Origin of the sequence: Micromonospora sp. NPDC047527 (assembly GCF_040643015.1) — a bacterium.
Classification (GTDB): Bacteria; Actinomycetota; Actinomycetes; order Mycobacteriales; family Micromonosporaceae; genus Micromonospora.
The window spans coordinates 1,922,737-1,936,975 of the sequence record NZ_JBEYTK010000001.1 but is presented as its reverse complement, the minus strand read 5'-3'; the positions used below and the strand labels follow the sequence as shown (position 1 = coordinate 1,936,975).

Here is a 14,239-nt window from a genome sequence, read left to right as displayed (position 1 = left end):
GCCATGGGGCGATCGCGGCAGCGCCGAACAAGCGGCGTGGCCGCAGGTCGCAACGCAGTGCGTTGACCTTGCTGCGCACCATAGTTAGCGTTAACAAACTCCGTCCACTCCAGAGGGAGCCCCACCACCACGCCCCACCACCACGCCCCACCACCACGCCCCACCACCACGCCCCACCACCGGTCAAGGAGGATCAATTGAGACGGCGACAGCGAAGGCCCCGTCCCAGGCTGAGTCGGAAGGGCAGAGGTGCCGCGATCGTGGCACTGGGTGCACTTCTGTCGGTCTCGTTCGCGGCGACGCCCTCGCACGCTGCCGAAGGGCAGCTCACCGAGGGTCTGGTGCACCATCTCCGACTCGACGAGACCAGCGGAACGACGCTTGTCAACTCGGGGAGCGCGGGTGCGGCGGCGAACGCCACGCTCGTGAACCCCGGGAAGGCGACCTTGACCGGCGAGGGGGTCAGATTCAACCCCGACGCCTACGCGGGCGCGCTCGACGGCGCGTACGTGAGACTGCCGGACGACATCACCGCCGGCATGTCCAACCTCACCGTCGACTACGACGTGTGGATCGACCCGGCGAACGTCGGCGAGCACCAGATGTGGAGCTTCGGTCGCAAGTCCGGCTCGTGCGACGTCGACACCGGCGCCCAAGGCTCCATCTTCGCGTCGAACACGCAGCGGTTCCGCGTCGCGGTGGGGTCGGCGAACCTCCAGCAGAACCGGGTCCGCATGCTCGAGGGAGCGTGGACGCACGTCACCTACACCCAGTCGCTCAACGCGAACGGCACGAGCTGGACGGGTCGGCTCTACCTCGACGGCGTGCTACACGCGACATCGACGAACCTGACCACGCCGCCGTCGGTGAACGCCGCGGGGACCAACTGCAACTTCCTCGGTCGCTCGCAGACGTCGGGCCACTACTCGTTCCGCGGCACGCTCCGGGACTTCCGGGTGTACGACCGGGCGGTGAGCCTCGACGAGACGATCGCGCTGGCGCAGCGCACCGTAGCCGACGGCGTCCGCGCCGACGCCGCCGCCATCGACCTCGGTCTGACCAGTGCCGTCGTACACGACATCACGCTGCCGAAGGTGGGCTCCGTGGCGGGCTCGACCATCACGTGGACGAGTTCCGACCCGTCGGTCGTCGCGGTCTACACCCCGCCGGCCGTCCCCAGCGCACGCAAGGTCGCGGTGACCGGCCGGATCACCCGGCCCGCGCAGGGGCAGCCCGACGCGACAGCCACGCTCACGGCGACGGTCCGCAAGGGCGCCCAGGAGATCACCACTCGGGAGATCCCCGTCGTGGTGAAGGCCGAGTTCAACGACGGGCAGGCCGTCGACAGGGACAGCTTCGACCTGTCCCTGTACGCCACCGGCGACGTACGCGGAAACCTCAACCTCCCCGCGCGCGGCGAGTTCGGCTCCACGATCACGTGGCGCTCGACCACTGACCTCGTCACCCCGACGGGTGAGGTGACCCGCCCGGCCTTCGGCCACGACGATGTCGCCGCCACCCTCACGGCGACCGTCACCAAGGGATCAGCGTCGCGTACGAAGTCGTTCCCGGTGACCATCACGGCCATGCCCCGGTCCGAGGAGTACGAGCGGTACTTCATGGGGTACTTCAAGGGCGAGGGGATAGCCGACGGCGAGCAGATCATGTTCGCCACGTCCAACGGGAACACCGCTCTGGACTGGACAGGTCTGACCGGAGGCCGGCCGTCGCTCATCTCCCAGCTCGGCGACCAGGGCCTCCGTGACCCGCACATCGTGCGCTCACCCGACGGCGACACGTTCTACATGATCGCGACCGACCTGAACTGGTACGACCAGGGCGGATACGCCATCAACGACACCCAGTACATCGAGGTGTTCGAGTCGCACGACCTGGTGAACTGGACCCCGCAGCGGCATGTGAAGGTCGCGCCCGACAACGCGGGCAACGCCTTCGCGCCGGAGTCGCTGTGGGTCGAGGAGATCGGCGCCTACGTTGTGTTCTGGGCGCAGTCGCTGTGGAACGACCCGGTGAACCGCACAGGTCAGGGCAACGCGCAGATGTGGTACGCCACGACGCGGGACTTCCAGGCGTTCTCCGCCCCCAAGGTCTGGCAGGACCCTGCCCCACTGTCGCGGATCGACACGACCGCGATCCGGGTCGGTGACCACTACTACCGGGTGACCAAGAACGAGGCCGGCAACCAGGGCTCGGACATCTTCTCCGAGAAGCACACCGACTTCCTGGACAGCGACATCGACAACTGGACGTTGGTCGCGCCGGCTCTGGGACGTACGACATGGGTCGCCAACCAGGGGTACGAGGGACCTGTCATCTTCAAGGCCAACCCCGGTGACACCTCCTGCCCCGGCCAGTTCTACCTCTGGGGTGACAGGTACACCAACGGCGGGGGTTACCAGGCGGCGTGCCACGAGAACATCGAGGCTCCGACCTGGAACGCCAAGGCGATCACGATGACCAACGCGGGTGTCGTCCGTCCGCGGCACGGCACGGTGATCCCGCTGACCGTGCGCGAGTGGAACGACATCCGGGGCATCCCCAACAGCGGCGTCACGACCACCACCCAGGTGGCTGTCGAGCCGTACGCGAGCGGGGCCAAGACGACAACGGCCACCGCCACTGTCACGGCAGCCGACGGGTTCGAGACCGGCGGTCAGGTGCGGTTCAGCATCGGCTCGTGGTCGACGCTCGCCCACCTGAGCGACGGCGCGGCAACTGTCACGCTGCCGGCGGGTCTGCCCTCGGGCGCCCGGACGGTCAAGGCCGAGTACCTCGGCTTCGACTACCTGACGGCGTCGGACGGTACGGCGTCGTTCGAGGTGCCCTCCGGCCCGGCCGCCGTGAAGGTCCACGCGAAGGCCGCGCCGGCGTCGGTTGTCCGTGGGGACACGTTCCGACTGAACGTGACGGTGGGACCCGCGGGCGGGCCGAAGCAGAACGCGGGGACCCCGACCGGCGAGGTCACCGTCACCTTCGGCGGCAGCGAGCAGGTCGTACCACTGGCCGACGGCAAGGCCGTCGTCGACCTGCGGACAGTCGACCTGCAGCCCGGCAACTACCGGGTTCACGTCGCCTACTCCGGTAACCCGACCTACCGGCCCCACGCCGCCGACTACCAGACGTTGACGGTGCGGAAGCCGAGATAGGCGCCCCGGGCGCATCGACGCGCCACGAGCAGGAACGGGCGAGATCTGCGGATCTCGCCCGTTTCCGGTTCGGCTCGCCACCGGCGACCACCCGGTGAAGCGGCCGAGCTGACGGCTCAGCCAAATTCTTGCCGTACCGGCCGGGTCTGCTGACACTCCGGCGCTGACGGCGTGACCCAGGCGGGCTCGGTGCAGGGCAATGTTGGAAGCGGCGTCGGTCAATGTGTGGGCGGCGCGGCGGTAGTCGCGAGGATCTTGAAGCACTTCATTCTGGCCAGGGCGTTCGACGCCTGCTCGGATGGTTCGATGTTCGACGTTGAGGGCCTCCTTCCAGGCGGGCAGATCGCTGCCGTCGACAGGCTTGCGGTACGGCATGATCACCCCGGGGTTGCGCCGGTAACCGCCGCAGGCCATCACGGGCCCCCCGTCCAGCTTCTCGGCGATGCCCGGTAGACGATAGTGTCGTTGCGGTTGCCCGGGCTGAGGGTCCCCGACAGCAATGCGGTGGCAGCCCAGCGGATGCGTCGGGTCGAACTCGGGTGGTGCCAGGTGAGAGCAGTCGTGTACGACCGGTACGGGTCCCCGGGTGGGTTGCGAATCGAGAATGTCCCGAAGCCGTCCCCCGCTGCCGGACAGGTGCTCGTCAAGATCGCGGCGACCTCGGTGAATTTGAGCGATTGGGAGACTCTGCAGGGTTCTCCACTGTATTCGCGCATCGGCGGGCTGCGCTCCCCGGCACGCCGGACCCTCGGCTCGGACATCGCCGGATGGGTCGAAGCGGTGGGCTCTGCCGTCACTCGGTTCCGACCCGGTGACGAGGTGTATGGCGACAACCTCGTGCTCAAGGGCGGGTTCGCCGAGTACGCGATCGCGCCCGAATCGGTCCTCGCCCGCAAGCCCGCCGCCCTGACCTTCGCCGAGGCGTCGGCGATCCCACAGGCGGGCGTGATCGCACAACAGGGCACCGCGGGCGCCGCAGCCGGCACCCGGATCCTGATCAACGGCGCCGGCGGAGGATCCGGCGCATTCGCGATCCAGATGGCCAAACGACTTGGTGCCCAGGTATGCGGCGTGGACAACGCGGGCAAGCTCGACTTCATGCGGTCCGTCGGCGCGGACGAGGTGATCGACTACCTCAGCCAGGACTTCACCCGCAGCGGCCCGTACGATCTCATCCTCGATCTGGTCGCGCACCGATCGGTGTTCGCCTACCGCCGGGCACTGGCCCCCGCTGGCTGCTACCGGTGCGTCGGCGGATCGGTCCCGGCGCTGCTGCGCGTCCTGACGATCGGCGCGGTGGCCGGCCGGCTCACCCACCGCCGGCTGGGCGTGCTCGCCGTCCGGGAAGGCCCGACCCACTTCGAACCGGTGGCCGATCTCTGCCTAGCGGGCGACCTGGTCATCCACATCGACCGGTTCTTCACGCTAGACGAGACGCCCGAGGCGTTGACCCACGTGGGGAAGGGACGCGCCCTTGGAAAGGTCGTCGTGAGCCTCAACTGACCGACGATCGCAGATTCTTCCGCGATCGGCCCGGCGAACAACCGCTGAACGGTCGTGGCAGCGCTGCGAGGATCGGGCGCCAGGAAACCGATCGCGGCCAGCGGTGTACGCGCCACTCGTCCCATCTGGCGAATCCGGCCGGTGGGTCATCAATGGGCTCACTGCCGTCGAGTTCGCCGCTACAGCTTGGCGTCGCACTCGGTGATGATCGTCTGGGCTGCTGCGGTTGCGGCGGATGATCCAGGGACTGGGCGTCGGCCATCGCGGTGATCGTCTGTTCGATCCGCTCGGGCGCGAAGGCGGTGGCCAGCCAGGTGTCGAAGGGGTCGGTGAGGGCGTTCTCGCGTAGGTACACATTGCGGGGGTGGGGGACCTGGTTGGCGAGGGCGTACTCCTGCGGGAAGCGGCAGCGGTAGTAGGCGTCGCCGTGGCTGTACTGGCCTTGCATGCGTCGGTCGCAGGCGGCGCAGTAGATCAGGCCGCGGAAGACGTACGGGTTGCGGGTGCGCTGCCTGACGTGTTGCCCGCCGGTTCCCCGTCTCCACGTGCCGAACGGGCAGCTTGGGCCAAGTGTGGTGGCGTGCGGTCTACGTGCTCCCACCGCGGCCGAAGGAGCGGCGGTAGGCGGTTGGTGTGGTGTTCACCGTGGTGCGGAAACGGCGGCGCAGGTTGGTGGCCGTGGACAGGCCGACTCTGGTCGCGATTGTCTCGACCGGCAGATCGGTCTCCTCCAACAGCGCTCGTGCCGCCGTGATCCGTTGCTGGAGCAGCCACTGTCCCGGGCTGGTACCCAGTTGCGCGGTGAATCTGCGGGCGAACGTGCGCGGGGACATTCTGGCCTGTGTGGCGAGGTCGTTCACGGTGAGCGGGTCCTGCAATCTCTCCGTGGCCCAGTCGAGCACTGGGCCCAGGGACACCGGAGTGTGCGCGGTCAGGGATGCTGCTGCGTACTGCAGCTGCCCGCCCTCGCGATGTGGCGGCATGACCATGTGCCGGGCGATCTGGTTGGCGTGAGCGGCGCCGTGGTCATTGCGGACCAGGTGCAGGCACAGGTCGATGCCGGCCGCGGTCCCCGCGCTTGTCGCGACGTCGCCGAGGTCGATGTACAGACTGTCGGCTTCGACATGCACGCCTGGAAAACGGGCGGCGAACTCGGCCGCCATCCGCCAGTGAGTCGTCGCCCTGCGGTGATCGAGCAGGCCGGCGTGGGCGAGCAGGAAAGCGCCGGAGCAGATGGCGACGATGCGGGCACCGCGCCGGTGAGCCCGCCGCAGCGCATCGATCACGGCGGACGGCGCGGGTTGCTCGCGGCGTTGCCAGCCCGGAATCACCACAGTGTCCGCGGCCTCGAGCGCGTGCAGCCCGCTGGTGACCGCCATGTCGTAACCAGCCATGGTGGGCACGATGCCCGGCTGCTCGGCACACACGTCGAACCGGTAGTTGACTGGTAGACCGGGGCGCCGCACGCCGAACACCTCAGCGACACAGGCGAGTTCGAAGGTGGACTGCGGCGGCAGAACCAGGGCGACCACCCGATGAATGATCATGGCAGGAATGTACCTGTCAACGTCATTGCAGACACTAGCCGGTGCGGCGCGAACACGACGATCATGACTGCATGGCTAATGCATCCGATGATGTGCAGATCCTGCAGGTCGACGAGGTGGAACCCGTCGAGGTCGTGCCCGGCATCATCCGGCGGCGCCTGCCGGCAACCGAGCGGGCCCGTGGCTGGATGTACGACTTCGCCCCGGGAACGGAGTGGCCAGAGGTGGACGTGCACGAGGGCGAGGAACGCTACTACGTGGTGTCGGGTGAGTTCATCGATCGAGGCCACCGTCTGGGCCCGGGCAGTTACGTGGTGTTTGCTCCGGGCAGCACGCACCGCCCGCGTACCGAGACCGGCGCACGCATGATCGGCATCAGCATCGTCGCGAAGTAGCCGAGATTTCCGCACACGCCGTCGGAGAGCGGGCTCGTGATCTGCCGGCGACCCAAGGGCGGAAGATCGGCCCACGTGGCGGTCGAAACGATCCACAGTGTCATCCCAAGGCTCCTTGAATCCGCACGTGCAACTTGATACGTCCAACAACCCAAGCTAGGAGCGGTAGATGAGGAAGACCCTGGCTCTGGTCATAGCGACGGTAGTTCTGGCCGGGGCAGTGTCTACCAGTGGCGCTGCGCAGGCGGCACCCGACCCGGCCGCCGCGCGAGCCGCCAGCCGTGCCGTTGGCACCGCTCCAGCGCCGCACACCCCCGAGCCGGACCTGATTACCCCGCCGGTCCCGAGGCCCAAGCCGTTCGAGGAGGCCCCGCCCAGCATTGCGCCGGACAAGGCAGTCACTCCGCCCGACTTCGGACCGAACGAACGGATCCTCTCGGCGTACCACCGGGGCAAGCTCTCCCGGGACGACGCGGTGCGGTACGGACTCACCGCGCTTCGCTCACCCCGGGCAGTACCCGCCCACCTACGGCAGACCGGTGCCATCCGCGACCCGCAGCGGTACCTGACCTACCTCTCGATGCTGGCGGCGAGCGTTGAGCCCGAGGCGGCGAGGATGATCGCGCCGGACGTCGCCGCGCCGGCTGCCGCCCCTGCGGCGGCCGGCTACGACGACTGCGCCGCCGACCCGTTCGACTATCTCGGTGTCACCTACCGCTGCCGGGCATCCGCCGGCGAGTTCCTCATCCTGTTCAACATCGCCGGAGCAGGCCGACCGGGCATTCCGGCGGACTACCATTCCAACGGGCGGGCCAAGGCCGTCCAGCACATGCTGAATTCGCTCGCGATCGCTGTCGACGAGTATCGCGAGATGGGTTACCCGCTGCCGGTGCGCGACGGCAAGCCGTGGGTGTTGGTCTACGGCGTTGACGAAATCCCTGTCGTCGGCGGTGTCGGCTTGGAGATTGACGCGCCTTTCGTGTTGCCGTTCGGGCTCAATCAGCAGGCCACCATCCTGGTGCCAAACGGGCAGACCGACTGGGATTACCTACCCCGGCATGAGCTGTTCCACGTCATGCAGTACCAGTACTGGGACAAGTCTGACGTCAGTCTCGACTTCCTCGCCACTCTCGTGCGCGGTACAGAGTTCGGTTCGATGAACTGGTGGATGGAGGCCACCGCGGAGTGGGCCGCCCACCAGACCTACGTCCGGGAGCCGTACCTGCCCATCCCCGGCGAGGAGAAGCTATATGCGCGCAACGTCTACGACGTGCTCAGCATGCCGGGCTCAGCGCTCAACTCGTGGGGTGGCCTGGGAGGCGGTCCGCAGTACGGCGCGTTCCTGCTGCCCACCTACCTTACTGAGCAGATCGACCCGGTCTTCGTGCGGCGGACCTGGGAAAGCATCCGGGACCACGGGCATCTGCCGATCGAGGCGATCCGGCACGCCGCGCAGGGCTACGGCCTGAACTTCAAGGACATGCTGCTGGGCTACCACATTGCCAACTATCGGCTGGCCAAGGCGAACGCCGCCCCCGCCCCGACGGTGGACGCGTGGCGCAGCTACGGCTACACGGATACCGACACGAAACTGTGGCGTGACAACATCTCCGCCCTGAGCGGGACGAGCGGCGACGTTCTTGGCGGCGCGAGGCCGGCCCGCAAGAGTCACTCGACACCCGCTGGCACGCACGTGGAGTACCAGGACATCCTGCGTAAGGGCGGCGCTGTCTACCATGATTTCCGGGCCGTTCAGAATTCTGGCGACCCGGGCTGCGGGTACTGCTCGACGCTGCTGATCGACACCACCAAGGACGCCAACCGCAGCTCCGCGGTGATCATCTGGTCGCCGGCTGGCAGCGCTGGCACGCAGGTGAAGTACCCGAGCATCCAGACGATGCGCTACCCCGACGCCGGCGGCCTGATCACCGTGCCGGACTTCGCGTACCCCATGGTCGCCACCCTGGTGAGCACCTGGACCGAGCTGGACATCCACTCCGCCGACGCGGACAGCAGCCCGAAGACGTTCAGCACCTACGTGGAGACCACGCTGCCGCTCACAAGCCGCTCGTGCGTCCTGCGGCCGCTGTCGGTACGCAGCGTGGAGACCACCGTCGAGCCGGAGGGCACATTCAACCGGTACGCCGCCAGCACGCGGGACGGCTGGACCGGCGGTGACTCCACGTACTCGGTGAAGCTGCCCGACGGTCGGATCGTCTGGCTGTTCTCCGACACCTGGATGGGACCGCTCAACGGCGACGGCACCCGACCGGTCAGCGCACCGCTGGTGAACAACACATTCGTGGTGCAGAGCGGCGGGACCCTGACCACCTACCAGGGTGGCACTGCCGGGGCTCCGCGAGCGTTGATGCCGCCCTCCGGACCAGGTAAGTGGTACTGGGTCGGTGACGGTCACCTCTCCGGCGGGCAACTCCAGGTGGTGTACCAGGAATACGAGCGCTTCGGCTCCGGCGCCTGGGACTGGCGGTTCAACCGCAACGTGGTGGCGAACTTCGCCCTGTCCAACCTCCGAACCCCTGCCAGCGTCCGACAGCTACCCTCGGCCAGCGGCGTCGCCTGGGGTTCGGCGCTCCTGCCGGCCAGCCGCAGCGGCGACGGCTACACCTACGTCTACGGCGTGGACGACTCGCCGATCAACAAACAGATGCGCATCGCCCGCGTGCACGGCAGCGACCTCGCCACCGGCACCTGGCAGTACCACACGCCGTGGGGCTGGACGATGCGTGAGCAGAACTCCCGCAACCTGCTGACCGGCATCGCCAACGAATACAGCGTCACCCCCTGGGGCGGACAGTTCCTGCTGCTCAGCCAGGACAGTACCCAGGCGTTCAGCGGCCAGATCAACGCCTGGACGTCCTGCTCACCCTACGGTCCCTTCACCCAGAAGACCCCTGTCTACCGGATGCCCGAACCCGGTCCGTACGGCAGCTACTGGAACCCGAACGTCATCTCGTACAACGCCCACGTGCACGCGGCGTTCAGCTCCGGCGACACGTTCATCGCGTCGTACAACGTCAACAGCATGGACACCCGCGTCTCGCCCGACGCCGACCACTACCGTGACCCGAGCATCTACCGTCCTCGCTTCTTCCGCTTCACCCTCGGATAGCGCTCGGTCTTCTGCCGGGACTTGGCCGCCCACTTCGCTGCGTCCTGTGACGCGAAGTCGTCCAAGACCTGTCGGTCGCGGTCCAGGCGGGAAGCTGCGCTATCCACTCTTCTGCCTGCTCGGCGCTGTGGCCGCTGCCGATCAGCCACGGGACGAGCAGCGCGCGTTCGACCCATGCGGCGGCCTTGGTTGCCCACGCCCAGTCCACGATGCGTAGGCCGAGTGGTGTCACGATCAGGTTCGCCGGATTGAGGTCGGAGTGGATAAGTGTCCCGCCGTCCATCGCCGGGCGCGCGAACCCGAGCCGTGCTGCCGGGTGACAGGTCGGGGTTGGCAGCATTGGATGGTGCGGTCAACGGTGTGACGACGCGACGATCGTGTCGCCCGGCAGTGCAGGGTCGATGAGAATTTTGGCGTGGGTCTCCGGGTCGGTCAGGGTTTCGAAGGCGCGGGGGACGCCGGCCAGCCCGACCCGCCCGGTGACGATCGGTGCCACGTCGATGGTGCCGGCTGCCAGTGCGTGGAGCGTGTCGCGGAACTCCAGCGGCGTGTATCCGACCACGAACCGCAGGTCCAGTTCCTTGTTCACGGCCAGCGAGGGCCGGAACGTGTCGGCGCCCATGCACACGCCGACGACGACGATGCGTGAGTGCCGCGGCGCGGCGGCCAGAATGTTGTCGATCATGTCGGGTACGCCGACGCACTCGAACACGACCGGCCGTTGGGGACGGGTCTTGCCGGCCTTGTCCAGCAGCCGCCAGGTCGCCCACCAGGGGACGGGCAGCTTGTGCAGGCCCTGCATCGCGTCGATGCCGGCGTCGTACTCCGCGGTCATCGTCTCGTGGAAGCCGTGCCCTCCGGTGGCCGCCCACGGTGACTCGACAGCCGGGTCGACGACCACATCGGCGCCGCATGCCTTCGCCAGCGCCCGCCGGCCGGCGGAGAAGTCGCTGGCGACGACCGTCGCCACGCCCCGCGCCTTGAGCACGGCGATCACCGCCAGCCCGACCGGGCCGCAGCCCAGCACAACCGCTACGTCCTTCCTCGTCACCTCGCCGCGGTTGACGGCGTGCCAGGCCACCGCCACCGGCTCCGTGAGTGCGGCGACGTCGGCGGCGAGCCCATCGGGTACGACCATGGTCAGCGCTTCCTGCACCACGACGTACTCGGCGTACCCGCCGGCGGCGGCAGCGGACAGGCCGATGCCGTCGACCTGGCCGTCACATCGGACCAGCGGGACGGCCACGACCGGCGCTCCTGGCCTGACGCGGCCGGTGGTCGACGGGCCGCGGCCAGCTACCTCGCCGTAGAACTCGTGGCCCAGCACGACGCTCTCGTGCGAGCGCAGGTAGCGGGGGTAGCCGCACAGCGTCAACGTCTCGGCCAGTTCGTCAGCGTGCGTACGGGCGTGCAGGTCCGAACCGCAGATGCCGCATCGCTTCACTGCCACGAGTAGCTGCCCGGGGCCGGGCTGCGGGGTGGGCAGCTCCACGGTTTCGAGGCGGCCGCCGGTGAGGGTCACGGCTTTCATCGGGGGTCTCCGGTGGTGAGTTGGTAGACGTCCTCGCGCCAGCGGACGGCTTGCCGGCGGTAGCGGAAGGTCCAGTCCGGGTAGATGGTCGCGTTACGGCCGTTTGCGTCCTGGTAGAAGGTGCGGCAGCCGCCCACCTCCCACACCGTTCTGGCCATTTTGCGGTCCAGCTCGGCGTTGTACGCCTCATGCGCTGGCCGCTTCACCTCGATGGCCGTGCCCCCCGACCGTTCGAGGGCGCAGATGGCGTTCGTCACGTGCTCTATCTGCGCCTCGATCATGTAGACCATCGAACTGTGACCCAGACCCGAATTTGGCCCGAGGAACATGAAGAAGTTCGGGAAGCCGGGCACGGAGACGCCGAGGTACGCCTTGGGGGAGCCGGCCCAGACGTCGTTCAGCAGACGGCCGTCGCGTCCGCGTACCTTGTCGGCGAACGGGATGTCGGTGACGTGGAAGCCGGTGCCGAAGATGATGGTGTCGACCTTGCGCTCCACACCGTCGGCACCGACCACGGCGTCCTCGCGGATCTCCCGCAGGGCGTGTGGCACGAGCTCGACGTTGGGCTCCTGTAGCGCCGGATACCAGGTGTTCGACGGCACGATCCGTTTGCAGCCGAGCGTGAAGCCAGGGGTGAGCAGCCGCCGCAGCCGCGGGTCGGCGACCTGCCGCTCCAGGTGTTTGCGAGCGACGCCTTCCAGAACAGTCATCAGCTTGGGGCGCTTGGCCATACCGAGCACGAGCAGTTCCTTGCCGACGTAGACCTTGCCACGTTCGAGTTTCTGCCGCCACGGCTGCGCCCGGAACCTGGCCCGCTCCGCGTCGCTGATCGGCCGTTTGTCGTGTGGGGTGATCCACGGGGCGCTGCGCTGGAACACGAATAGCCGGCTGGCCACGGTGGCCAGGTGCGGCACGTACTGGATCGCCGAGGCTCCGGTGCCGATGGACGCGATCCGCTTGCCGGTGAGGTCGTAGTCGTGGTCCCACCGCGCCGAGTGCATGATCTTGCCGTCGAAGATGTCGAGGCCCGGCACCTCGGGGAGCTTGGGTTCGGTCAGTGGGCCTACCGCGCTGACCAGCACCTGGGCGGTCCACGGGCCCGCGCTGGTGGCGACGTGCCACAGCTGGTCATCCTCGTCCCATCGAGCTGCCTCGACGCTGATGCCGGTGCGCAGGTGCGGGCGCAACCCGAAGTCGTCGATGCAGCGCCGCAGATAGGCCCGGATCTCCGGCTGCGGGGAGTAGGTCGAGGACCAGTCCGGGTTGGGGGCGAACGAGAACGAGTACAGGTGGGACGGGACGTCGCAGGTGCAGCCCGGGTAGGTGTTCGTCTGCCAGACGCCGCCGACCCCGGGTTCGCGTTCGAGGATGGCGAATTCGGTGATCCGGGCCTCGATCAGGGCGCGGCCGAGCCCGATCCCGGAGAATCCGCCGCCGACGATCAAAACCCGTACGTGCTGGTTCACGCCGACACCTCTCCCGCGACCATTGCCTCGTGGTCCGTCTTGATGAAGCGGGAGGCGGCCAGCATGCCGATCGCCGCCACGGCGAAGGCTACGGGGACGCCGATCATCATCGCGGTCTGCAAACCCTGTGCGGTGGCGTCGGCGGTATCCGCCGACTGCGCGGCGAGGGCATCGGAGAGGATGCCGACGGCGATCGGGCCGCCCGCGCCACCCAGCAGGTAGCCGATGGCGAACATCAGGCCGAGCGCGCTGGCGCGCTGCTGCGGCCGGATCACGTCCGACAGGATGGGTACGGCCGCGGCCAGGTAGATGATGCCGAGCAGATAGGCCAGGCTCAGGAACAGCACCAGCTGCCACAGCCTGTCCCGGTTCGCGGCGAAGCCCGCAAGCGCGAATACGGCCGCCGCGGCGAGGCTGTAAGCGGCGACGCGTACCCGTGCCGTGAACGACCTGCGGGCTGCGCGGTCCAGCAGGCGACCGCCTATGAGCAGGCCGATGAGCCCGGTGATGCCGATGACGACCCCGCCGATCACGCCCGCGTCGACCAGGTCGAGGCCGTAGTAGCGCTGCAGGACCGGGGTGAGGAAGGTGCCGATCGCGTACGCCGCGAAGTTGTAGCCCGCGAAGCCGATGATCAGGCCGTACATGGAGCGGATCCGCAGCAGCGACCGCAGTGACGGCCGGTGCGGTGCGGCCGTGACGGGGATGTCGTCGGCGGCGCCGCGCTGAGGTTCACGGATGCGGAGGACCAGGACCGCGACGACGAAGCCGGGGACCGCTGCGATGAGGAACGGTGCCCGCCAGCTGTCGAATGCGACGGCGAGGGCGCCGGCGGTGAAGAACGCCAGCAGCGTGCCGATCGGGAAGCCCAGCATGAACAGGGAGTTGGCCCGGGAGCGGCGCTCGCTGGGGTAGAGGTCGGAGATCAGTGAACCGGTCGCTGGCCCGTAACTCGACTCGCCGACCCCGACGCCGACGCGGGAGGCGAGGAAGCTCCAGAAGCTGGTCAGCACGCCGCCGGCGGCGGTGAACGCGCTCCACACGATCAAGCCCCAGCCCGCCACCATCGTGCGCGGGATCCGGTCGGCGAGGCGGCCCAGCGGAACCCCGGCGACGGCGGCGACCAGGACAAACGCCGAGGCGAGGATGCCGACCTGGGTGTCGTCGAGCCCGTATTCCTCCTTGATCGGCTCCAGCACAACCGCCGGCAACGCCCGATCGTAGAAGTTGAGCAGGTTGCCGATGAACAGCAGCGCCAGCACATAACCGGCTTTGGAGTGCGAGCGTGGAGCCTCCACGGGGGATTTCGTCATGGGTTTCCCTTCGCCGAGGAGGAGGCTCGGGACGACGGTGCACTCGCCCATGAGCTGTGTCACAGTCTTGCCGGCAAGGACACGGCTAGCTACGGAGCGTCAACCAAGATTGTGAAGCGCTACTTTGTGCCGGGGAACAAAGTCCATGCCATAGGCTCGGGCGGTGACGGATGCGACCCAAGTGATG

Annotated in this window: 9 protein-coding genes and 1 pseudogene; 4 read left to right on the top strand and 6 right to left on the bottom strand. The window is 68.1% G+C overall.

The window, feature by feature from the left end:
* Positions 1 to 260: 260 nt before the first annotated feature.
* Positions 261 to 3,167, top strand: a complete 2,907-nt coding sequence (locus ABZ808_RS08575; protein ID WP_357002627.1) for an immunoglobulin-like domain-containing protein — start codon at positions 261 to 263, stop codon at positions 3,165 to 3,167.
* A gap of 189 nt (positions 3,168 to 3,356) precedes the next feature.
* On the opposite strand, the pseudogene ABZ808_RS08570 reads toward ABZ808_RS08575, so the two are convergent.
* Positions 3,357 to 3,646, bottom strand: a pseudogene (locus ABZ808_RS08570) (IS5/IS1182 family transposase); the annotation flags it as partial.
* A gap of 157 nt (positions 3,647 to 3,803) precedes the next feature.
* On the opposite strand from ABZ808_RS08570, the gene ABZ808_RS08565 reads away from it, so the two are divergent.
* Positions 3,804 to 4,670, top strand: a complete 867-nt coding sequence (locus tag ABZ808_RS08565) for an NAD(P)-dependent alcohol dehydrogenase (RefSeq protein WP_357002625.1) — start codon at positions 3,804 to 3,806, stop codon at positions 4,668 to 4,670.
* Here the strand turns inward: ABZ808_RS08565 and ABZ808_RS08560 are convergent.
* Both ABZ808_RS08560 and ABZ808_RS08555 read right to left on the bottom strand, forming a co-directional pair.
* Complete coding sequence (locus ABZ808_RS08560; RefSeq protein WP_357002623.1) at positions 4,663 to 5,271, bottom strand: zinc ribbon domain-containing protein; 609 nt, start codon at positions 5,269 to 5,271, stop codon at positions 4,663 to 4,665. The two genes, ABZ808_RS08565 and ABZ808_RS08560, sit on opposite strands and share 8 nt — an antisense overlap.
* Positions 5,258 to 6,217 (bottom strand): helix-turn-helix domain-containing protein, encoded by a 960-nt coding sequence (locus ABZ808_RS08555; RefSeq protein WP_357002621.1) that lies wholly within the window; start codon positions 6,215 to 6,217, stop codon positions 5,258 to 5,260. Before ABZ808_RS08555 ends, ABZ808_RS08560 begins: the two co-directional genes overlap by 14 nt.
* Before the next feature lie 41 nt (positions 6,218 to 6,258).
* Between ABZ808_RS08555 and ABZ808_RS08550 the strand changes: the two genes are divergently transcribed.
* A complete protein-coding gene (locus tag ABZ808_RS08550) occupies positions 6,259 to 6,612 on the top strand; it encodes a cupin domain-containing protein (RefSeq protein WP_357002619.1) in 354 nt (117 codons plus the stop codon).
* Positions 6,613 to 6,781: 169 nt separating this feature from the next.
* Positions 6,782 to 9,742 (top strand): hypothetical protein, encoded by a 2,961-nt coding sequence (locus tag ABZ808_RS08545; protein WP_357002617.1) that lies wholly within the window; start codon positions 6,782 to 6,784, stop codon positions 9,740 to 9,742.
* Between the two features lie 352 nt (positions 9,743 to 10,094).
* Here the strand turns inward: ABZ808_RS08545 and ABZ808_RS08540 are convergent, their stop codons facing one another.
* The 3 genes from ABZ808_RS08540 to ABZ808_RS08530 are packed head-to-tail and all read right to left on the bottom strand — an operon-like array spanning position 10,095 to position 14,052.
* Positions 10,095 to 11,273 carry a zinc-binding dehydrogenase gene (locus ABZ808_RS08540; protein ID WP_357002614.1) on the bottom strand — a complete coding sequence of 393 codons (1,179 nt, stop codon included), beginning with the start codon at positions 11,271 to 11,273 and terminating at the stop codon, positions 10,095 to 10,097.
* Positions 11,270 to 12,739 carry an NAD(P)/FAD-dependent oxidoreductase gene (locus ABZ808_RS08535; RefSeq protein WP_357002612.1) on the bottom strand — a complete coding sequence of 490 codons (1,470 nt, stop codon included), beginning with the start codon at positions 12,737 to 12,739 and terminating at the stop codon, positions 11,270 to 11,272. Before ABZ808_RS08535 ends, ABZ808_RS08540 begins: the two co-directional genes overlap by 4 nt.
* Entirely contained in the window at positions 12,736 to 14,052 is a 1,317-nt protein-coding gene (locus ABZ808_RS08530) for an MFS transporter (RefSeq protein WP_357002610.1), read from the bottom strand. The genes ABZ808_RS08535 and ABZ808_RS08530 overlap by 4 nt, the downstream gene beginning before the upstream one ends.
* Positions 14,053 to 14,239 lie beyond the last annotated feature (187 nt).

Bases quoted from the DNA above. Each gene is read 5' to 3' on its own strand.
- ABZ808_RS08555 (WP_357002621.1), bottom strand. From the start codon at position 6,217: ATGATCATTCATCGGGTGGTCGCCCTGGTTCTGCCGCCGCAGTCCACC.
- ABZ808_RS08545 (WP_357002617.1), top strand. From the start codon at position 6,782: ATGAGGAAGACCCTGGCTCTGGTCATAGCGACGGTAGTTCTGGCCGGG.
- ABZ808_RS08540 (WP_357002614.1), bottom strand. From the start codon at position 11,273: ATGAAAGCCGTGACCCTCACCGGCGGCCGCCTCGAAACCGTGGAGCTG.
- ABZ808_RS08530 (WP_357002610.1), bottom strand. From the start codon at position 14,052: ATGACGAAATCCCCCGTGGAGGCTCCACGCTCGCACTCCAAAGCCGGT.